The sequence below is a fragment of the Streptomyces sp. NBC_00690 genome, from assembly GCF_036226685.1.
In the GTDB taxonomy this organism is placed as follows: Bacteria; Actinomycetota; Actinomycetes; order Streptomycetales; family Streptomycetaceae; genus Streptomyces.
Map to the genome: position 1 here is coordinate 6,163,366 of NZ_CP109009.1, position 20,227 is coordinate 6,183,592.

16 protein-coding genes and 5 tRNA genes are annotated in these 20,227 nt (G+C 67.5%); 12 read left to right on the forward strand and 9 right to left on the reverse strand.

Annotated elements, in window-relative coordinates:
- Positions 1-142 precede the first annotated feature (142 nt).
- Positions 143-1,726, forward strand: coding sequence for an acyl-CoA carboxylase subunit beta (locus tag OID54_RS27120; protein ID WP_329023647.1), 1,584 nt, complete (start codon positions 143-145; stop codon positions 1,724-1,726).
- 29 nt (positions 1,727-1,755) lie between these two features.
- Positions 1,756-1,965 (forward strand): acyl-CoA carboxylase subunit epsilon, encoded by a 210-nt coding sequence (locus OID54_RS27125; RefSeq protein ID WP_329023649.1) that lies wholly within the window; start codon positions 1,756-1,758, stop codon positions 1,963-1,965.
- 427 nt (positions 1,966-2,392) lie between these two features.
- Here OID54_RS27125 and OID54_RS27130 read toward each other — a convergent pair whose 3' ends face one another.
- The 8 genes from OID54_RS27130 to OID54_RS27165 all read right to left on the reverse strand — a co-directional run bounded on the left by OID54_RS27130 (position 2,393) and on the right by OID54_RS27165 (position 13,087).
- Positions 2,393-2,974, reverse strand: coding sequence for a GTP-binding protein (locus OID54_RS27130; RefSeq protein WP_050791473.1), 582 nt, complete (start codon positions 2,972-2,974; stop codon positions 2,393-2,395).
- The gene (locus OID54_RS27135; RefSeq protein WP_329023650.1) at positions 2,955-3,530 is read right to left on the reverse strand and encodes a DUF742 domain-containing protein; all 576 of its coding nucleotides are present in this window, start codon (positions 3,528-3,530) and stop codon (positions 2,955-2,957) included. Before OID54_RS27135 ends, OID54_RS27130 begins: the two co-directional genes overlap by 20 nt.
- Before the next feature lie 98 nt (positions 3,531-3,628).
- Positions 3,629-4,042, reverse strand: a complete 414-nt coding sequence (locus tag OID54_RS27140) for a roadblock/LC7 domain-containing protein (RefSeq protein ID WP_329027814.1) — start codon at positions 4,040-4,042, stop codon at positions 3,629-3,631.
- A 10-nt stretch (positions 4,043-4,052) separates the two neighbouring features.
- Entirely contained in the window at positions 4,053-7,367 is a 3,315-nt protein-coding gene (locus OID54_RS27145) for a sensor histidine kinase (RefSeq protein ID WP_329023653.1), read from the reverse strand.
- Between the two features lie 364 nt (positions 7,368-7,731).
- On the reverse strand, positions 7,732-8,313 hold the full coding sequence (locus tag OID54_RS27150; protein ID WP_329023655.1) for a GTP-binding protein: 582 nt from the start codon (positions 8,311-8,313) through the stop codon (positions 7,732-7,734).
- Positions 8,294-8,692: a DUF742 domain-containing protein gene (locus OID54_RS27155; RefSeq protein ID WP_329023658.1), complete on the reverse strand. Its 399-nt coding sequence runs from the start codon at positions 8,690-8,692 to the stop codon at positions 8,294-8,296. The genes OID54_RS27150 and OID54_RS27155 overlap by 20 nt, the downstream gene beginning before the upstream one ends.
- A 141-nt stretch (positions 8,693-8,833) precedes the next feature.
- Positions 8,834-9,247 carry a roadblock/LC7 domain-containing protein gene (locus tag OID54_RS27160; RefSeq protein WP_142214992.1) on the reverse strand — a complete coding sequence of 138 codons (414 nt, stop codon included), beginning with the start codon at positions 9,245-9,247 and terminating at the stop codon, positions 8,834-8,836.
- Positions 9,248-9,256: 9 nt separating this feature from the next.
- Complete coding sequence (locus tag OID54_RS27165) at positions 9,257-13,087, reverse strand: sensor histidine kinase (protein WP_329023659.1); 3,831 nt, start codon at positions 13,085-13,087, stop codon at positions 9,257-9,259.
- 596 nt (positions 13,088-13,683) lie between these two features.
- On the opposite strand from OID54_RS27165, the gene OID54_RS27170 reads away from it, so the two are divergent.
- From OID54_RS27170 to OID54_RS27210, 9 genes are all read left to right on the forward strand, one after another.
- A complete protein-coding gene (locus OID54_RS27170; protein ID WP_329023661.1) occupies positions 13,684-13,854 on the forward strand; it encodes a hypothetical protein in 171 nt (56 codons plus the stop codon).
- 208 nt (positions 13,855-14,062) lie between these two features.
- Positions 14,063-14,848, forward strand: coding sequence for a fumarylacetoacetate hydrolase family protein (locus OID54_RS27175; protein ID WP_329023663.1), 786 nt, complete (start codon positions 14,063-14,065; stop codon positions 14,846-14,848).
- Positions 14,841-16,316, forward strand: a complete 1,476-nt coding sequence (gene gltX, locus OID54_RS27180; RefSeq protein WP_329023665.1) for a glutamate--tRNA ligase — start codon at positions 14,841-14,843, stop codon at positions 16,314-16,316. The genes OID54_RS27175 and gltX overlap by 8 nt, the downstream gene beginning before the upstream one ends.
- A gap of 65 nt (positions 16,317-16,381) precedes the next feature.
- Positions 16,382-17,101 (forward strand): HAD family hydrolase, encoded by a 720-nt coding sequence (locus tag OID54_RS27185; protein WP_329023666.1) that lies wholly within the window; start codon positions 16,382-16,384, stop codon positions 17,099-17,101.
- A gap of 88 nt (positions 17,102-17,189) precedes the next feature.
- Positions 17,190-17,261: transfer RNA gene (locus OID54_RS27190), tRNA-Gln, on the forward strand.
- A 21-nt stretch (positions 17,262-17,282) separates the two neighbouring features.
- Positions 17,283-17,355, forward strand: a tRNA-Glu gene (locus OID54_RS27195).
- Between the two features lie 83 nt (positions 17,356-17,438).
- Positions 17,439-17,511 (forward strand) — tRNA-Glu (locus tag OID54_RS27200).
- Between the two features lie 12 nt (positions 17,512-17,523).
- Positions 17,524-17,595 (forward strand) — tRNA-Gln (locus OID54_RS27205).
- A 15-nt stretch (positions 17,596-17,610) separates the two neighbouring features.
- Positions 17,611-17,683 (forward strand) — tRNA-Glu (locus OID54_RS27210).
- 251 nt (positions 17,684-17,934) lie between these two features.
- On the opposite strand, the gene ndgR is transcribed toward OID54_RS27210, so the two are convergent.
- Positions 17,935-18,651 (reverse strand): IclR family transcriptional regulator NdgR, encoded by a 717-nt coding sequence (gene ndgR / locus OID54_RS27215; RefSeq protein ID WP_329023667.1) that lies wholly within the window; start codon positions 18,649-18,651, stop codon positions 17,935-17,937.
- Between the two features lie 141 nt (positions 18,652-18,792).
- On the opposite strand from ndgR, the gene leuC reads away from it, so the two are divergent.
- On the forward strand, positions 18,793-20,226 hold the full coding sequence (gene leuC, locus OID54_RS27220; RefSeq protein ID WP_329023669.1) for a 3-isopropylmalate dehydratase large subunit: 1,434 nt from the start codon (positions 18,793-18,795) through the stop codon (positions 20,224-20,226).
- The last annotated feature ends 1 nt before the right edge of the window (position 20,227 follow it).

Here is a 20,227-nt window from a genome sequence, read left to right on the forward strand (position 1 = left end):
AACTCCACAAAGATCAGTGGTCCCGAGCTGGTGGTTGAGCCGCTGTACTGGATGCTTCTGTGGGAGGTTCACAGGAGATCGGTCGCGAGACTGTGCAGAGTCAACGGGATGGTTTTCTTGGTCGCGTCCGTAGGGTCGATGTATGACCGTTGTGGACGAGACTTCCAGCGAGCCCGCCGACACCCGTGGACGGGTGGCGGAGCTGCATGACCTGCGGGCGCGGGCGGTGGCGGGGCCGAGTGATCGGGCGACCGAGGCGCAGCATGCGAAGGGGAAGTTGACGGCGCGTGAGCGGATCGCGTTGTTGGTGGATGAGGGTTCGTTTCGTGAAGTGGAGCAGTTGCGGCGGCATCGGGCGGTTGGTTTTGGGTTGGAGGCGAAGCGTCCGTTCACTGATGGTGTGGTGACGGGGTGGGGCACGGTTGAGGGTCGGACCGTGTTTGTGTATGCGCATGATTTTCGGATCTTTGGTGGTGCGTTGGGGGAGGCGCATGCGGCGAAGATTCATAAGATTATGGATATGGCGATTTCGGCGGGTGCGCCGTTGGTGTCGTTGAATGATGGTGCGGGTGCGCGTATTCAGGAGGGCGTGTCGGCGCTTGCTGGGTATGGGGGTATTTTTCAGCGGAATACGCGGGCGTCGGGTGTGATTCCGCAGATTTCGGTGATGTTGGGTCCGTGTGCGGGTGGTGCGGCGTATTCGCCGGCGTTGACGGACTTTGTGTTTATGGTGCGTGAGACGTCGCAGATGTTTATCACGGGTCCTGATGTGGTGAAGGCGGTGACGGGGGAGGAGATTACGCAGAATGGTCTCGGTGGTGCGGATGTGCACGCTGAGACGTCGGGTGTGGCGCATTTTGCGTATGACGATGAGGAGACGTGTATCGCTGAGGTGCGGTACCTCCTGTCGATGTTGCCGTCGAACAATCGGGAGAATCCGCCGTTGGCGGTGTCGGATGATCCGGCGGATCGGCGCTCGGATGTGTTGTTGGATCTGGTGCCGGCGGATGGGAATCGTCCGTATGACATGCATCGGGTGATTGAGGAGTTGGTGGACGAGGGGGACTTCCTGGAGGTCCATGAGCGGTGGGCGCGGAACATCATCTGTGCGTTGGCTCGGTTGGACGGCCAGGTGGTGGGGATTGTGGCGAATCAGCCGCAGTCGTTGGCCGGGGTGTTGGACATCGAGGCGTCGGAGAAGGCGGCTCGGTTTGTTCAGATGTGTGATGCGTTCAATATTCCGATTGTGACGCTGTTGGATGTGCCGGGGTTCTTGCCGGGGGTGGATCAGGAGCATGGTGGCATCATCCGGCATGGGGCGAAGTTGTTGTATGCGTATTGCAATGCGACGGTGCCGCGGATTTCTTTGATTCTGCGGAAGGCGTATGGCGGCGCTTATATTGTGATGGATTCGCAGTCGATCGGTGCGGATCTGACGTTCGCCTGGCCGACGAACGAGATCGCGGTGATGGGTGCCGAGGGCGCCGCGAATGTGATCTTCCGTCGGCAGATCGCCGATGCGGAGGATCCCGAGGCCATGCGGACCCGCATGGTCAAGGAGTACAAGTCCGAGTTGATGCATCCGTACTACGCGGCCGAACGCGGACTGGTCGACGATGTGATCGACCCCGCCGAAACCCGTCAGGTACTGATCTCCTCACTCACCATGCTCCGCACCAAACACGCCGACCTGCCGTCCCGCAAGCACGGCAACCCCCCGCAGTAATGCTGCGGAGAAATGGGAGCCACATCAGTATGAGCAGCAACCGTTCTTCTTCCTCCGTGCTGCGGGTCGAGAAGGGGCACTGCGACCCCGAGGAACTGGCCGCGATCACCGCGGTCCTCCTGGCCCGTGCAGCCTCTCAGCCCGAGAGCGCACCGCTCCAGGAGCGCTCGACGGCGGCCGGCTGGCGGCGCCTGGAGCGTCAGCGCGGCTTCCAGCCCTCCCACAGTTGGCAGGGCTGAGCCAAGCGCCCGCAAACGGGCCGCACGACGCCGAGCCGGCCCCGTCCACTTCGAAGAGGTGGACGGGGCCGGCTTTCGTCGTGCACGGACGGCGACCGCCCCGGGCACTTCCTGCGTACGTCCAGGTGCCTGCGTACGTCGGTGTGCCCGCGTACGTCGTGCCACAAGGGCCGCTGGTGGCCGTTGCGGGCTGTCTCAGGGCTGGCCGTGTGAGCGGGGCGGGCAAGTGCTCCGGTGCGACCGGCAGCCGCGCCTTTCACGGCAGTACGGCGCCGAGCGGTATGCCCCGAACCGGACCCACGGTGCTCCCCGGCCCGGCGCACCTGGCCCCTGGCAGCACGAAGCCCTCGTGCCTCCGCATGGAGGACGAGGGCTCATATGCTGCGTCTGCGTCCACGGGGCGCAGCCACCGCGTTCAGGGAACGGTCTAGCGCAGTCGTGCCATGAGGGCGTGTTCGACGAGGGTGATGAGGGCGCTTTTGGCGTCGGCGCGGTGGCGTGCGTCGGTGGTGATGATGGGGGTGTCGGGGCCGATTTGGAGTGCTTCGCGGACTTCTTCGGGGTTGTAGGGCTGGTGTCCGTCGAAGCCGTTGAGGGCGATGACGAAGGGGAGGCCGCTGTTTTCGAAGTAGTCGACGGCGGGGAAGCAGTCGGCGAGTCGGCGGGTGTCGACGAGGACGACGGCTCCGATGGCTCCTCGGACGAGGTCGTCCCACATGAACCAGAATCGGTCCTGTCCGGGGGTTCCGAAGAGGTAGAGGATGAGGTCCTGGTCGAGGGTGATGCGGCCGAAGTCCATGGCGACGGTGGTGGTGGTTTTGTCGCCGGTGTGGGTGAGGTCGTCGATGCCTGCGGATGCGCTGGTCATGACGGCTTCGGTACGCAGCGGGTTGATCTCCGAGACGGCGCCGACGAACGTGGTCTTGCCCACGCCGAATCCGCCCGCCACCACGATTTTCGCGCTGGTGGTTGAGCGGGCTGCACCGCCGCTAGAGCTTGCGAAGTCCACTGAGCACCCTTTCGAGCAGTGTCACATCTGGCTGACCGCCGACGGCCTCGTCGCCGCCGGGTTGATGAATGGCCACCATGCCCGCCTCGGCGAGGTCGGCCACGAGGATCCGGGCGACACCGAGAGGAAGATGGAGGAGTGCCGAGATCTCGGCTACGGACTTGATCTCGAAGCACAGTCGGCAGATCCGCTGGTGCTCGGGCAGTTGCCCTTGCAGCCTCGCTGGATCTGCCGTGGTACTGACCAGCGCCTCGATGGCGAGCTGGTAACGCGGCCGGGTTCTGCCACCGGTCATCGCGTACGGACGCACCAGCGGGTTGTGCGCGTTCTGGTGCGACGGCGGCTCGGGTGGCCGCTGCTGCTGGTGGCCGTACTGCTGTGGGTCCTGGGGCGGGTACGGCTGCTGGTCGTGCGAGGGGTACGGCTGCTGCTGGTACGGCTGAGGGGTGTCCCCTCTGGTCGGGGTCGAAGGAAAGTTGTAGCGGTTGTGCGACTGCTCTCCGGGCATCCGATGAACACCGCCGTCATAACGGCGTCCGCCTGGGGGTGTTGCCACGTTTCCTCCTCCGACCGCGAGTAAGCCGGTTCCTGTCCCTGTGGGGGGTGCGCCACCGCACCCTATGGTGCGGTGGCGTGAAACGCACTGTCTGCCTATTAGTTGAGAAGACTCCCCTGAAGTTCGGCGCGAAGGTCCGGAGTTAGGACATTCCCGGCGCGATCCACCAGCAGAGCCATCTCATAGCCCACCAGACCGATGTCGGCCTCGGGATGGGCCAGCACGGCAAGCGAGGAGCCGTCGGAGATGGACATGAGGAAGAGGAAGCCCCGTTCCATCTCCACCACCGTCTGGTTGACCGCGCCGCCTTCGAAGATCCTGGACGCTCCTGCGGTGAGCGAGGTCAAACCAGAGGCGACCGCCGCCAGTTGATCCGCCCGATCGCGCGGGAACCCTTCAGACATCGCCAGCAGGAGTCCGTCGGCGGAGACCACCACGGTGTGGGACACCCCGGGGGTGTTGTCCACGAAGTTGGTGATCAACCAGTTCAGATTCTGCGCCGCCTGGCTCATCGGGCTCACACTAACGCTCCTGGTGGTAGCTGCTACCCGGGCCGAAGCCCGGTCCGTTCGTGTCCGCTCCCGCGTTGCGTCCCTGCTGGACGCCCCGGCGCAGGTTGCTCAACCTGCCCCGGACGTCCTCGGGGGCACGGGAAACCTGTGGGCCCCGCTGGGGGGTCTGCTCCGCCGCACCCTCGATGAGGTTGGCCTTGGGCACCCGTCGCGGCAGGCCGGAAGCGGTGACTCCGCCGGCCTTCGGCTCGCGGAGCTTCTCCGCCCGCTGGAAGCGTGCGTCGTTGGCGGAACGCCAATCCGCGGGCTGTGCCGCGGATTCCGCCGCGCCACTGACACCGCCGACCACCGCCTCGGACTGGGCGCCCTGCGCCGCTTGCGTGGTCCGCTCCGCGGGCGGCTGCCACTGCTGTTGAGGCTGTCGCTGCTCGGGCTGCGACTTCTGCTGACTGCCGCGCCGTGGCAGACCGGCCTCGGTCAGCTCATGACCGCTGCTCGAAGAGGGTCCCGGACGTTCGAAGCCTACGCGTTCGGGGCCGGCCGTGGGGCCGCTGGAGACAGATGAGGCCAATTCCGATTCTGGCTGAAAATCAGACTCAAAAGCGTGGGGTTGAGAGCCCTGATCTGCCCACTCGCCCTGGTGGGGGTGGCCTTCGAACTGACCGGCGAATTGCGGCGAGGTCGGCTGCTGGCTCGGATACGTTGCTTCCGGATAGGGCGATCCAAGATGCCCCTGATATGCCTGATCTTGCTGTGGCATCTGGTGTTGCTGTGGCATTTGGTACGCAGGATCGTGGGGCTGGCCCACGGGCGCGGCACCGGGGAAGCCGTCGAAGGCCGGACCGGGTTGGGTCTGCGGCTGGCTCTGGCCGAACCCCTGCCCCGGGTAACCCGGCTGCTGGTAGGGCTGTCCGAAGCCGGAACCGTAGCCCTGTTGCTCAGCCGGCTGCCCTTCGCCCTGCAGGGGCTGTGCCGCCGGCTGCGGAGCCGTGGGGCCGCCGTCCGCCAACCGTGCCTCCAGGGCCGCCTTCCGCTCCTCACGCTTGCGCGAGCGAGCTTCCTGGGCCTGGTTCGCCGCCGGGGCCTCAGGGGCCGCGGCAGGGGTCTCGTAGCGCGAGTCGTCGAATCCGAGCTCCGCGGCCGTGCGCAGGGGCGGGCTGGTGAACGTGGGCTGCTTGGGAATGATCTGCGACACGGTGAAGCCGTCCGCCGGCTGCTGCTCGCCACCGCCGCCGTGCGTGATCGCGTCGGGAAGCATCACCAGCGAGGTGGTGCCCGCCTGCTCGCCCGATGGGCGCAGCTGAACCCGGATGCCGTGGCGGTCGGCGAGCCGTCCGACCACGAAGAGGCCCATCCGCTGGGAGACCGCCGCGTCCACCGTCGGCGGATTGGCCAACTTGTGGTTGATGTCGGCGAAGTCCTCGGCGGTCAGCCCGATGCCCTTGTCGTGGATCTCGACCATGACACGGCCGTCCGGCAGCCTGGTCGCCGTCACCCTGACCTTGGTCTGCGGTGAGGAGAAGGTGGTGGCGTTCTCCAGGAGCTCGGCCAGGAGGTGCACCAGGTCGGTCACGGCCTGACCGTGGATCTCCGACTCCGGGACCCCGGTCAGCTCGATGCGCTCGTACGACTCGACCTCGGAGGTTGCCGCACGCAGCACGTCGACCAGCGGTACGGGCTCGTTCCACCGCCGGCCCGGCTCCTCCCCGGCGAGGATCAGCAGGTTCTCGCCGTTGCGGCGCATCCGGGTCGCCAGGTGGTCCAGCTTGAACAGCGACGCCAGCTGATCCGGGTCGGCCTCGCCGTTCTCCAGCTCGGTGATCAGGGAGATCTGCCCCTCGATCAGGGACTGGTTGCGACGGGAGAGATTGGTGAAGATCGCGTTGACGTTGCCCCGCAGCATGGCCTGCTCGGCGGCGAGCCTGACTGCTTCCCGGTGGACCTGCTCGAAGGCCCGGGCGACCTCGCCGATCTCGTCCGTGGTGTCGATCGGGATCGGCTCCACGCGGGTGTCGACACGACCCGGTTCCGTCCGCGAGAGCTGGTCGACGAGGCTCGGCAGCCGATCCTGGGCGATGGAGAAGGCGGCAGCGCGCAGCCGCAGCATGGAGCGGCTCATCTGACGTGCGGCGGCACCGGCCACGAGGAAGGCGGTGAGCAGGGCGAGGACGGTGATCAGACCGTTGATGTAGGCGTCGCGACGGGCGTCCGCAGCGATCGTGGAAGCCTCTTCCACGGTCCGGTCGAGGAGCTCGCTCTCCACCTCGCTGTAACCCTCGAACTTGGCGGTGGCGATGGCCATCCAGCTGCTCGCGGTGATGCCGTTCTTTCGGAGCGCCGAGGGCCCCGCGCCGCTGCCGATCTGCAGGGCCATCCCGGCGAAGGCGGAGTTGCCCTCGCGCGGGAGGTCGGAGCCCTGGAACTTCCGGTCGACCTGGGAACTCTTCTGTGCCATGACCCGCTGGAGGCGGTCCGCGTCGGCCTTGCTCCCGCCCGAGACGAATTCGCTGACCGCGATCGACTCCAGGTAGCTGTAGGAGTTGAAGGCCACCCGCTGCTTCTGGGCGATGTCTGCCTCGGTGCTCGGCCGCACCAGCAGATGCGTGCCGATGGAGCGCTGCAAGGACGCCGCGGCTTTCGCGAGCTGGACGGCGTAGACCGTACGGCCGTACGAAGAGACGTTTCCGGTGCCGAAGCCGAGCTCGTTGGAGAACGACATCAGCGGGTGCTGGATGCTGACGTAACCCTCTTCGGTGGAGACCGGATCCATGCCCACGCTGTAGGCGGACTTGCGGAGCTTCTCCAGGTCGGGCTCTTGCTCGCGAAAGAGCGCGAGTCGCCGCTCCAGCCCCTGGCCCTGGGGGAGGTTCCGTACGGCGGAGTCGAACTCGCGGCGTGCGCGGTCCGTCTCCGCGTACGCGGAGTCGATCACATCGGTTCGGCGGGCGTCCGACGAACCGGCGCTGAGGAGGGTCGTCGCCGTCAGGTCGCGCTCGTTGAGGAGCGCCTGACCGTATCCGGACGCGGCCTGCACGATCAGTGCGGTCTGCTCGGCCCGCTGGGCCTCGTCCCAGGTCTCGATCGATCCCTTGACCTGGAGACCACCCATCACGAGCGCGACCAGGGCGGGTATCAGGAGGATCGCGTTCAGTCGGGTGGGCACCCGCCAGTTGCGCGGGGAGAGCGGGCCGTTGCCGCCCCGGCCGCCGGCCTCATGGTTGGGAGGGTGCGGTGCCGGCTCGTCCGAGGGCACCGCCGTGCGCGCGGGCGGGGTGAAGTTTCCCCGCGCCTGCTGCTCCGCGGAGCCCGTCATGCTTCGCCTCACTCGACCAACAACCTCTCGGCACCGGCACCTGAGCTGTGCCGTGTTTCGTTCAGAGCCGTACTACTCAGGAGTTCGTCGAATTTCAGCATGTGGAGAGGGTCCGTTCCAAACAGTTGGAATCAGCCATTCCTACCGATGGCACTGACCGATAAAACGGGCATAAAGAGCGAGCCCTTTCAAAAGGCAAGGACGATGTGAGCGCAGCGGTACCGACCGTATGCAACGGGTGTCCGGGCCGTGGGAATTCTCTGTCGAAACGTTATGAACGCGCAGGCGGACCGTGTCTAAGGACACAGTCCGCCTCTGCGCATTTGCGACAACTGCCGTATATCGCCGCCGACTTGGGGTGTTTGAAGCCGACCGGCTACTTGAGTCGTGCCATGAGGGCGTGTTCGACGAGGGTGATGAGGGCGCTTTTGGCGTCGGCGCGGTGGCGTGCGTCGGTGGTGATGATGGGGGTGTCGGGGCCGATTTGGAGTGCTTCGCGGACTTCTTCGGGGTTGTAGGGCTGGTGTCCGTCGAAGCCGTTGAGGGTGATGACGAAGGGGAGGCCGCTGTTTTCGAAGTAGTCGACGGCGGGGAAGCAGTCGGCGAGTCGGCGGGTGTCGACGAGGACGACGGCTCCGATGGCTCCTCGGACGAGGTCGTCCCACATGAACCAGAATCGGTCCTGTCCGGGGGTTCCGAAGAGGTAGAGGATGAGGTCCTGGTCGAGGGTGATGCGGCCGAAGTCCATGGCGACGGTGGTGGTGGTTTTGTCGCCGGTGTGGGTGAGGTCGTCGATGCCTGCGGATGCGCTGGTCATGACGGCTTCGGTACGCAGCGGGTTGATCTCCGAGACGGCGCCGACGAACGTGGTCTTGCCCACGCCGAATCCGCCCGCCACCACGATTTTCGCGCTGGTGGTTGAGCGGGCCGCTCCGCCGCTAGAGCTTGCGAAGTCCACTGAGCACCCTTTCGAGCAGTGTCACATCCGGCGCTCCGCCGGCGTCTCCGTTGCCTGGCTGGTGGATCGCCACCATGCCCGCCTCGGCGAGGTCGGCCACGAGGATCCGGGCGACACCGAGCGGCATGGACAGCAGGGCCGACACCTCCGCCACCGACTTGACCTCGCGGCACAGATGGCAGATCCGCTGGTGCTCGGGCAGCAGCCCGGCAAGGAGCGAGGGATCGGCCGTGGTGCTCACCAGCGCCTCGATGGCGAGCTGGTAACGCGGCCGGGTACGGCCACCGGTCATGGCATACGGACGCACCAGCGGCTGGTCACCCTCGTACCCGTAGGCATCGGAGCCGTACGGATCGTGAGAGGCAGTTGGCGGGGTCATGAGTCCTCCGGGCGGGACAGCAAGGGTTGGTGCCGTCTGAGCGGGCCGGTGGGGGAGCCGGTTGGTCGACCTGACAGTGACGGCGCGTGGAGCGCTATCTGACACAGATACGTAGAAGGAGTGGGATCGGAAGCATACGGATCAGTGCAAGAGGCTTCCCTGGAGCTCGGCGCGGAGGTCCGGAGTGAGGACGCTGCCCGCACGGTCGACCAACAGGGCCATCTCATAGCCCACGAGACCGATATCGCACTCGGGGTGGGCCAGCACGGCCAGCGAGGAACCGTCGGAGACGGACATGAGGAAGAGGAAGCCGCGCTCCATCTCGACCACGGTCTGGCTGACCGGGCCGCCTTCGAAAATTCTTGACGCTCCTGCGGTGAGCGAGGTCAGCCCGGAGGCGACCGCTGCCAGTTGGTCCGCCCGATCGCGCGGGAAACCTTCGGACATCGCCAGCAGGAGTCCATCGGCGGAGACCACGACCGTGTGGGACACCCCAGGGGTGTTGTCCACAAAGTTGGTGATCAACCAGTTCAGGTTCTGGGCCGCCTGGCTCATCGGGCTCAACTAACGCTCCTGCGGGTGAGTGGGGCCGAGGTTGAAGCTACCGGTCGTCGAAGTGTTCTGTTGACGACCTTGCTGAATGCCTCGGCGAAGGTTGGTCAGCCGGCCGCGCACATCGTCCGGCGCACGCGAAACCTGCGGACCGCTCTGGGTGCTCTGCTCCTGTGCCGTACCCGCGACCAGATTCGCCCGCGGGACACGACGAGGGAGACCTGAGGTGGTGACGCCGCCCGCGGTCGGCTTCTTGAGCCGCTCGGCCTGGCGCACCAACTCGTCATTGGGGGAGGGGCGCCAACCGTTGCTGTGCGCGCCCTGGCTCGCGGGGCGACCCGCGGTCGGGCGCTGCGGCATCGACGGCACGGAGTGCTCGGCGGTGTTGCGCGAGACTCCCGGCGCCGGGGGGTCCACCGGCTGGTCCGGCAGACCGTTCTGCGCCCTGCCCTGGGTATGGAACCAATCCGTCTCCAGGGTGTCGAACAGCGGTGTACGGCCATCGCCTGGACCGGCCGGCGGCAGGGCCTCCGGCTGGGGCTGCGGCGCTAGGGCGTGCTGTGCGGGCAGACCCGGGTGCGCGTCGAATCCCGGCGGCACCGGGGCCTGGCCGGGAAGCGGCGGCTGCGGTGCGCCGAAGTCGGGGCGGGGGAATTGCCCGGTGGAGGTGGGGTCCTGGGGTGTGGGTGCGCCGAAGTCGGGGCGGGCGAACTGTCCGGTGGAGGTGGGGTCCTGGGGTGTGGGTGCGCCGAAGTCCGGGCGGGGGAATTGCCCGGTGGAGGTGGGGTCCTGGGGTGTGGGTGCGCCGAAGTCGGGGCGGGGGAATTGCCCGGTGGAGGTGGGGTCCTGGGGTGTGGGTGCGCCGAAGTCGGGGCGGGCGAACTGTTCCGTGGACGCCGCATTCTGCGGCCCACCGACAGGGCTCCCGGGCGGAGTGAACTGCCCCGCGGACGATCCCGTCGGTCCGGCAGGTGCGGAAGCACCACCACTCGCATTCGCCGGCGGACCGAAGACATCCGGGCGGACGAACTGTCCGGACGGCGCGCTCGGCCCGGAGGCCACCGGCCCGCGCTGGGGCAGACCCGCGGGGAACTCGGCCTGCTGGTCGTTGAAGTCGGGACGCGCGAACTCCGCCGTCGCCGGGCCGGGCGCCGCCTCGTTGTCCGCATGGCCGCGCGGACCCTCACCACGGCCCTTGGGGCCGCCGGGCATCTGGTCGGTGCCCCAACTCGTGGTCTGCGGACGCTGCGGGCTCGAACCCGGCAGCTCCGGCCGCGGCCCGCCCGAAGGCGGCAGCTGCCGTCCGCGGTCGCCGTCCTGCTGACCCGGGCGCGGCTGCTCGCCCGGCGCACCGGTGGAGCGGGCGTTGCGCACACTTGCCGCGCCGCCGAACGCACCGGCCAGACCGCTGCTCTGACGGCTGGGACCACCATCGCGGCTGGGGAGAGCGGCACGCTGCGCCGGGCTGCTGCCCGCACCCGCGCCGACCTGCCCGCGCGGCGGTGCCCCGGCACCGAGAAGTCCACCGGGTGCCCCCTGCGGGCTGCCGCCGGATGCTCCGGGACCACTGCCACCGGGACCGCTGATCCCGGGGCGTCCATTGTTCCCCGTCGTGACGGGGCCGCCCAGACCGGGCGGAATGATCGGCGGCGCGCCCTGCACCGCACCGGGTGCGAGGGGGACCTTCCGGCCGCCCTGAGCAACGTCGACGGGGAGCATGACCAGCGCGGTCGTACCCCCGGAGTCGGAGGGACGCAGCTGGATGCGGATGCCGTGGCGAAGGGAGAGTCGACCGACCACGAAGAGGCCCATGCGACGGGAGACCGAGACGTCCACGGTGGGCGGCGACGCCAGCCGCTCGTTGATTGCGGCGAGGTCCTCGGGGGAGAGGCCGATGCCGGTGTCGTGGATCTCGACCAGCACCCGTCCATCGGGCAGTGCGTGACCGGTGACCCGGACCTTGGTCTGGGGCGAGGAGAACGACGTGGCGTTCTCCAGCAGCTCGGCGAGCAGGTGCACGAGGTCGTTGACGACCCGGCCGGCGACCTCGGTGGTCGGCACGGAGGCCAACTCGATGCGCTCGTACTGCTCCACCTCCGACGCGGCGGCACGCAGCACGTCGACGAGGGGGACCGGCCGCGTCCAGCGACGGCCCGGCTCCTCGCCCGCGAGGACGAGGAGGTTCTCACCGTTCCGGCGCATACGGGTCGCCAGGTGGTCCAGCTTGAACAGCGACGACAGCTGGTCCGGGTCGGCCTCGCGGGACTCCAACTCGGAGATGAGCGAGAGCTGACGCTGGATGAGTCCCTGTGAACGGCGGGACAGGTTGGTGAACATCGCGTTGACGTTGCCTCGCAGCAGCGCCTGCTCTGCGGCGAGTCGAACCGCCTCGCGGTGCACGTCGTCGAAGGCCGCGGCGACCTTGCCGATCTCGTCCCTGGAGTGCACACCGACCGACTCGACGGAGGTGTCGACGTCCTGCGGGTCCGACTCCGAGAGGTGCTTGACCAGCTCGGGCAGGCGTTCCTGGGCCACCTTGGTAGCGGTGTCCTGGAGCCTGCGCAGCGAACGGATCATGGAGCGGGCCACCACGAACGCGCCGACGAGCGAGACGCCGAGGACGAACAGGATCAGCGCACCGTTGATGATGGCTTCCTGCTGTGACTCCTCGCGCAGCTGACGGGCCTTGGCCTCCATCTCGCCGAGCAGCGTCGCCTCGATGGTGTTCATCGCGTCGATGCGGACGGTGTAGTCGTCCGTCCAGTCCAGGTACGAGCGCGCCGTCTGCTCGTGGATGCCCCGTTCCTTCGAGAACACCTGGGATGCGTACTGCTCGGAGGCCGCGATGATCGGGTTGCCGTTGTCCAGCGCGTCCGTCAACTCGGAGGCGTCACCGCCGTACGTGTCGTAGATCCCCTGGAACTCTTGGAGTTCGTCGTCGCCGTTCTCGAAGGCGGTGAGTCCGTACTCGCGGTCGTCCTCGTCGAGCTTGACCTTCTTGCTGTCGTTGCCGCCGGGCAGCGCCGACGCGATGATCGCGCGCTGTATCGAGGCGTACTCCTTGGCGGAGGAGAAGGCCGCCAGCGCACGCGTACGCTGGATCATCTCCGGGTTACTTGTCGCCTGGGCCATGTCCTGGGAGAGGCTCAGCAGGGACTGGATCAGCCGGTGGTACCTCTGGACCGTCAGCGCCACGGACGTGTCGGGCGCGTAGGCGTTCTCCCGGATCCTCGTGAGGTCCTTGATCTGGGTGACGATGATGTTCGCGTTCTGCCGGATGCCGTCGATGGCTTCGCGGTCACCGTTGTTGGAGATGTCCAGGGTGGTTTCCAGGAACGCCGCCCGCGCCCGGTCCGTCTCCAGGCGCTCACTGGTGACCTTGAAGTTGGTTTCGGGCACCCCGTTGGAGAGGGGGCCGGCCGTCAGGTCGCGCTCGTCCTGGAGGGCTACCGCCAACCTGGTCGCTTCCTGGGTCATGTTGGTGAGCAGCTGCATGTGTTCCAGCTGCTCCATGCGTTCCATGGACTCGTTGATCCGCAGACCGCCCAGGGTGGTCGCGGCGACGACGGGGAGCGTCAGGAGGGAGACGAGACGGGTGCTGATGCGCCAGTTGCGCAGCGCAAGGCGCGAGCCGGTGTCGTTGGGACCCTTCGCCTTGGGCAGGGCCTTGGGCGCTTCGGGGCCGTCCGGGACAGACGCGCCGGGGCGTGCGGAAGTGCCGCCTTCGCCCGGCGCTGTCGGAGTCTGGTTCTGGGTGTGCTGGGGCGAGGAGCCGCGGTCGGTCCCGCCCTGCGGCTCCGGTTCGGCCGCAGCGCTGCCATCCCTCTTGTAACGTCCCTGCACTAGCGTCGCAACCTCTGGACCAGGCGCCCCTGCCGTGGATTGCGGCGGGACGGTGTCGGCGTCTGTGAGGCGCGGGGCGCCCCTACGTTTTGGTGGTCGTGAGTGACCGGCGCTTCTCCCCCTTCTCCCGCCGCCGCTCGGCGCTGCGTTGCGCCTCTGCGCGCCGGCCTGAAACCGCGGCGGTGCGTGGAATTCCAGCACAGTGCAGGATCCGCAACAAGGGCCGCGTACCGTCCTGTGACCTGGGTGACTCGGTGTGAGTGGCGGGTCACCAGGCGTAGAAGGATTTCCTGGTCAAAAGGTGCGAATTGCTGCGACTTCCAAGCCCTGAACGGGTGTCCCAGTCGCCATGATCGAGAGTGGAATGCCAGATTCAGGCGCTAAATGTCCGATTCCTCGGAGATGATCAACGGTCCACATTGACCGAAATGCGCATCGAATCGTGACCAAAATCACACCCTGAACCTCGGCTTTCCGGAGATTTCTCGGGGAATCGGATGTTTAGCCTGGCGCTTTACAGAATCAGCACTCTGTAGTGACCGCCGCTTCCGCCGCCGTCTGTGCGGCCATACGCCGAGAAGGTCGTAAAAACACCGATGAAGACGATGATGCTCCGCAACATAGCGAACCCCCGGCGCACCACCCTCGCCCATCTCTCGGACGCCGAGCAGCTGCAGACGCCGGAGCAGCCGGAGCACTCGCTCGATCTTCCCACCCAGACGGCCAACCCCCGTCGCACGATCCTGATGGACGCCCCCGCCTCCTGAGGCCGAGCTCTCCCGAGCTGGCGCCATCGACGGCCACGCCGTCCCCCCCCATCGCCCCGCACCCGGTTCGTCCACCGCCCCGCAGCCGTAGGGCGCACGTCGGACACCACGGCTGCGGGGCGGTGGGCGTCGGGGCTCCCCGCGACCGCGTTAGCCTGGACCGTCAGGCTTCAGCAGCGTCAGCAGTAGTAGAGGGGCAGCCGCATCCGTGCGCATCGCCAGATTCTCCATCGACGGCAATGTCGCCTTCGGCGCGGTCGAGGGTGACGGTCCCGAGGAACTCGTCCTCGACATCATCAAGGGCATCCCGTTCGCGGACTTCGAGCTCTCGGGCACCAAGGTCCCGCTCAGCAAGGTGCGGCTGTTGCCGCCGGTGCTGCCGAACAAGGTCGTCGCCTTCGGCCGCAACTACGCGGACCACGCGGCTGAGCTCGGACACGAGCTCCCGCCGGCCCCCTTCGCCTTCTTCAAGCCGTCCACCTCGGTGATCGGTTCCGGCGACGCCATCGCGTACCCCTCGTTCTCCGAGGAAGTCCACTACGAGGCCGAACTCGCGGTCGTCATCGGCCGCATGTGCCGTGAAGTGCCGCCCGAGCGCGTCCAGGACGTCATCCTCGGCTACACCTGTGCCAATGACGTCACCGCACGCGACGTCCAAAAGCGCGAGGCCCAGTGGGCCAGGGCCAAGGGCTTCGACACCTCGTGCCCGCTCGGGCCGTGGGTGGAGACGGGCATCAGCCTGGAAGAAGCGGGCGACTTGACGGTCCAGTGCACCGTCAACGGCGAACAACGTCAGCTCGGCAGCACCCGACAGATGATCCACTCCATTACGGATCTGATCGTCAACATCACCGAGGCCATGACCCTGCTCCCGGGTGACGTGATCCTCACCGGCACCCCGGCCGGGGTCGGCCCCCTCGGCATCGGCGACGAGGTCGCCGTCACCATCCAAGGCATCGGCACTCTCACCAACAAGGTGATCAAGCGTGGCTAACGCGAACGTCCGCGTACGTTTTTGTCCTTCGCCGACCGGAAACCCCCATGTGGGTCTGGTCCGCACCGCCCTGTTCAACTGGGCCTTCGCCCGGCACAACGGCGGCACCATGGTCTTCCGCATCGAGGACACCGACGCCGCACGCGACTCGGAGGAGTCGTACCAGCAACTGCTGGACTCGATGCGCTGGCTCGGCCTCGACTGGGACGAGGGCCCCGAGGTCGGCGGCCCCCACGCCCCCTACCGGCAGTCGCAGCGCATGGACATCTACCAGGGGATCGCGCAGCGCCTCCTCGACGGTGGGTACGCCTACCACTGCTACTGCACCACCGAGGAACTCGACGCACGCCGCGAGGCGGCACGGGCTGCCGGCCGCCCCTCCGGCTACGACGGCCACTGCCGCGCGCTGAGCGCCGAGCAGATCGCGGCCTACCAGGCCGAGGGCCGCCCGGCCATCGTCCGCTTCCGGATGCCCGACGAGCCCATCGTCTTCACCGACCTGGTGCGCGGCGAGCTGACCTTCACCCCGGACAACGTGCCGGACTACGGCATCGTCCGGGCCAACGGCGCTCCGCTGTACACCCTGGTCAACCCGGTCGACGACGCGCTCATGGAGATCACGCACGTACTGCGTGGCGAAGACCTCCTCTCTTCCACACCACGGCAGATCGCGCTCTACAAGGCACTGATCGAGTTGGGCGTCGCCCAGCAGATCCCGGCCTTCGGCCACCTCCCGTACGTGATGGGCGAGGGCAACAAGAAGCTGTCCAAGCGCGACCCGCAGGCTTCCCTCAACCTCTACCGGGAGCGCGGTTTCCTCCCCGAGGGACTGCTGAACTACCTGTCGCTGCTCGGTTGGTCCTTCTCGGCCGACCAGGACATCTTCTCGATCGCCGAACTGATCGAACGGTTCGACATCGCCGACGTCAACGCCAACCCGGCGCGCTTCGACCTCAAGAAGGCCGAGGCGATCAACGCCGACCACATCCGTCTGCTCGATGTGAAGGCGTTCACCGAGGCGTGCGCTCCCTGGCTTGAGGCCCCGTACGCCACCTGGGCCCCCGAGCAGTTCGACCGCGCGGCCTGGGAGGCAATCGCCCCCTACGCCCAGACCCGCCTCACGGTCCTCTCTGACATCACGGTCAACGTCGACTTCCTCTTCCTGGCCGAGCCCGCCGAGGACGAGGCTTCCTGGACGAAGGCGATGAAGGAGGGCTCCGACGCCCTACTGCGCACCGCCCGGGAGAAGCTGGAGTCCGCCGACTGGACGAGCGCCGAATCGCTGAAGGAAGCGGTCCTGGCCGCCGGTGAGGCCCACGGCCTCAAACTCGGCAAGGCGCAGGCGCCGGTACGGGTCGCCGTCACCGGTCGCACGGTCGGCCTGCCGCTCTTCGAGTCCCTGGAGATCCTGGGCCGGGAGAAGACCCTGTCCCGGATCGACGCGGCACTGGCGAAGCTCACGGCCTGAGCCGTACGCGTCACGGGATCACGCGATCCCGTGACGGTGCCCAGGAGCATCGGTAGCGTTGGATCATGACGATCCGCGCCGTCCTGTGGGACGTAGACGACACGATCTTCAACTACTACGACGCCGATCGCCTGGGGATCATGCAGCACCTCCGTTCGGAGGGCCTGGACGCCGGATACGACTCCGCCGACCAGGCCCTCCTGCGTTGGCGGGAGGTCACCGCCGTGCACTGGGCGCGCTTCTCGGCCGGGGAGGTCGACTGGCAGCAGCACCGGCGCGACCGCGTGCGGATGTTCACCGGCCTGGCCGGGCTGTCGGATCCCGAGGCGGACGCTTGGTTCGAGCGCTACATCGCCCACTACGAGGCCGCCTGGACCCTCTTTCCCGATGTGGTTCCGGTGCTGGACCTCCTCACGGGGTACCGGCACGGGATCCTGTCCAACTCGGCGCTCGCCGTTCAGGACCACAAACTGCGGGTGCTGGGGGTGCGCGAACGCTTCGAGACGGTGATCTGCGCGGCCGAACTCGGCTACAGCAAGCCGGCTGCCAGAGCCTTCCACACTGCCTGCGAGGCCATGGAGCTGCCGGCCCACGAGGTCTTGTACGTGGGGGACGAGCCGGACATCGACGCCCGCGGAGCGAGTGAGGCGGGGCTCCCCGCGGTCTGGCTGGACCGCACGGGTGTCGGTGGCCGGCCCGAACTCGTCCGGATCACCGCTCTCGACCAGCTTCCCGCCCTGTTGCAGGGCGATACCCGTTTTGGAGCGCCGCTCTCCTTCGGGTAATGTTCTTCCTGCGCCGCCCGCCAAGGCCACGGGGTCAGACCGGAAAGCGCAAACCAAATGAATCCCCTCAGTGGGGGTTGCTTTTTGGTGGCCTATGGTGTAATTGGCAGCACGACTGATTCTGGTTCAGTTAGTCTAGGTTCGAGTCCTGGTAGGCCAGCTCGCAGAGCTCATCTGCAAAGCCCCCGTTGTGTAGCGGCCTAGCACGCTGCCCTCTCAAGGCAGTAGCGCCGGTTCGAATCCGGTCGGGGGTACAGATCCATCCTGCTGATCACTTGGGTCGCTCCCGGTGATCGCGCAGTGACATCACCCGGCCTCGCCGGGTGGGATCGCTAGGGCCCCCGTTGTGTAGCGGCCTAGCACGCCGCCCTCTCAAGGCGGTAGCGCCGGTTCGAATCCGGTCGGGGGTACGGAAATCACCATGGCCTATGGTGTAATTGGCAGCACGACTGATTCTGGTTCAGTTAGTCTAGGTTCGAGTCCTGGTAGGCCAGCAGATCCCAGATCTTGCCCCCGTTGTGTAGCGGCCTAGCACGCCGCCCTCTCAAGGCGGTAGCGCCGGTTCGAATCCGGTCGGGGGTACATCAGGAGAAGCCCTCCGCAGCAATGCGGAGGGCTTCTTCGTTCTCCCGCTCCCGGGGTCTGCACCGCAACGATCGAGGGGAGCCGGCCGGCCCACCGGCAGCTTCCCCGGCGCCCCCGCAGTGAGGCGTTCCAGAGCGGTCGTTGGCCGGGCCGGTCGGGTGCCCCCGAGGAACTCCCCCCGGGCGAGCAGGGATTGACCATCAGTCATCCGCCGCCCTCGGCGGGGGAGTTCCCGTGTCGGAGGTGGGTCAGTTGGTGCGGCGCAGGGCCTCGCTCAGCCGGGCGGCCGAGTCGATGACCGCCTGTGCGTGCATCCGGCCGGGGTGCCGGGTCAGCCGCTCGATGGGTCCTGAGACCGACACCGCGGCGACGACGCGATTGGAGGGGCCGCGCACCGGAGCGGAGACCGATGCCACCCCGGGCTCGCGCTCGCCGATCGACTGGGCCCAGCCCCGGCGCCGTACGCCCGAGAGCGCCGTCGCCGTGAAGCGTGCGCCCTGGAGACCGCGGTGCAGCCGCTCGGGCTCCTCCCAGGCCATCAGGATCTGGGCGGACGAGCCTGCCTTCATCGTCAGTGTGGATCCGACCGGGACCGTGTCCCGCAATCCGGACAGCCGCTCGGCCGCGGCCACACAGATCCGCATATCTCCCTGGCGGCGATACAGCTGTGCGCTCTCACCGGTCACATCGCGCAGATGGGTCAGGACCGGACCGGCGGTGGCCAGCAAACGGTCCTCACCGGCCGCGGCGGCCAGCTCCGAGAGCCGCGGCCCCAGGATGAACCGGCCCTGCATGTCCCTCGCCACCATCCGGTGGTGTTCCAGTGCCACGGCCAGTCGATGGGCCGTGGGTCGGGCGAGCCCGGTCGCCGCGACCAGCCCGGCGAGGGTGGCCGGACCGGACTCCAGTGCGCTCAGTACCAGAGCCGCCTTGTCGAGAACGCCGACGCCGCTAGAGTTGTCCATGCAACGATACTCGCGTCTCACACTGTGAAACGCAAGTTCAAATTTCTCGGGAACCCGCCAGTCTGTAGTAGCAGCCTGCGACAACGGGCTGCGTCAGGATCTCTAGCGGTGCCGGCATCGTGGCCGGCCGGAGGGAAAGCGATGGGTAGGACACTCGCGGAGAAGGTTTGGGACGACCACGTCGTCCGGCGCGCTGAGGGCGAGCCCGACCTGCTCTACATCGATCTGCATCTGCTGCACGAGGTGACCAGCCCCCAAGCCTTCGACGGACTCCGTCTGGGCAATCGGCGCGTGCGTCGCCTCGACCTCACCATCGCCACCGAAGACCACAACACACCGACGCTCGACATCGACAAGCCCATTGCCGACCCCGTCTCCCGAGCCCAGTTGGAGACGCTGCGGAAGAACTGCGCCGATTTCGGTGTGCGACTGCACCCGCTGGGCGACGTCGAGCAGGGTGTCGTCCATGTCGTGGGACCCCAGCTGGGACTGACCCAGCCCGGTACCACCGTGGTGTGCGGTGACTCCCACACCTCCACGCACGGTGCGTTCGGTGCCCTCGCCTTCGGTATCGGCACCTCGCAGGTCGAGCATGTACTGGCTACCCAGACGCTGCCGCTGGCCCGCCCCAAGACCATGGCCATCACCGTCGAGGGCGAACTGCCCGAGGAGGTGACCGCCAAGGACCTCATCCTCGCGATCATCGCCCGGATCGGTACCGGCGGCGGTCAGGGCTACATCCTGGAGTACCGCGGCTCGGCCATCGAGAAGCTTTCGATGGAAGCGCGGATGACCATCTGCAACATGTCGATCGAGGCGGGCGCCCGCGCCGGCATGATCGCACCGGATGAGACCACCTTCGAGTACCTGCGCGGCCGTGACCACGCCCCCGAAGGCGCCGACTGGGACGCTGCGGTCGAGTACTGGAAGACGCTGCGCACCGACGACGACGCGGCCTTCGACGCCGAGGTCGTCATCGACGCCACCGAACTGGCTCCCTTCGTCACCTGGGGTACCAACCCGGGGCAGGGCGCGCCGCTGTCCTCCAACGTCCCCGATCCTGCTTCGTACGAGGACGCTTCGGAGCGGCATGCAGCTGAAAGGGCCCTGGAGTACATGGGGTTGAGCGCCGGCCAGCCGCTGCGCCAGATCAAGGTCGACACCGTCTTCGTAGGCTCCTGCACCAACGGTCGCATCGAGGACCTGCGCTCCGCCGCGTCCATCCTGGACGGGCGCAAAGTCGCCGACGGGGTACGGATGCTGGTGGTGCCCGGCTCGGTGCGCGTGGCGCTCCAGGCGGTCGAGGAGGGGTTGGACAAGGTCTTCACCCAGTCCGGCGCTGAGTGGCGGCACGCGGGATGCTCGATGTGTCTGGGCATGAACCCCGACCAACTGGCCCCTGGCGAGCGCTCCGCATCCACCTCGAACCGCAACTTCGAGGGGCGGCAGGGCAAGGGCGGACGTACCCATCTCGTTTCGCCGCAGGTTGCCGCCGCCACCGCGGTACTGGGCCATCTGGCCTCTCCGGCCGATCTGTCCGACCAGGCTGATGCAGCCGTCACCGCGGGAGTCTGAG

Bases quoted from the DNA above. Each gene is read 5' to 3' on its own strand.
- OID54_RS27120 (WP_329023647.1), top strand. From the start codon at position 143: ATGACCGTTGTGGACGAGACTTCCAGCGAGCCCGCCGACACCCGTGGA.
- OID54_RS27125 (WP_329023649.1), top strand. From the start codon at position 1,756: ATGAGCAGCAACCGTTCTTCTTCCTCCGTGCTGCGGGTCGAGAAGGGG.
- OID54_RS27140 (WP_329027814.1), bottom strand. From the start codon at position 4,042: ATGAGCCAGGCGGCGCAGAATCTGAACTGGTTGATCACCAACTTCGTG.
- OID54_RS27155 (WP_329023658.1), bottom strand. From the start codon at position 8,692: ATGACCCCGCCAACTGCCTCTCACGATCCGTACGGCTCCGATGCCTAC.
- OID54_RS27160 (WP_142214992.1), bottom strand. From the start codon at position 9,247: ATGAGCCAGGCGGCCCAGAACCTGAACTGGTTGATCACCAACTTTGTG.
- OID54_RS27170 (WP_329023661.1), top strand. From the start codon at position 13,684: ATGAAGACGATGATGCTCCGCAACATAGCGAACCCCCGGCGCACCACC.
- OID54_RS27185 (WP_329023666.1), top strand. From the start codon at position 16,382: ATGACGATCCGCGCCGTCCTGTGGGACGTAGACGACACGATCTTCAAC.
- ndgR (WP_329023667.1), bottom strand. From the start codon at position 18,651: ATGGACAACTCTAGCGGCGTCGGCGTTCTCGACAAGGCGGCTCTGGTA.
- leuC (WP_329023669.1), top strand. From the start codon at position 18,793: ATGGGTAGGACACTCGCGGAGAAGGTTTGGGACGACCACGTCGTCCGG.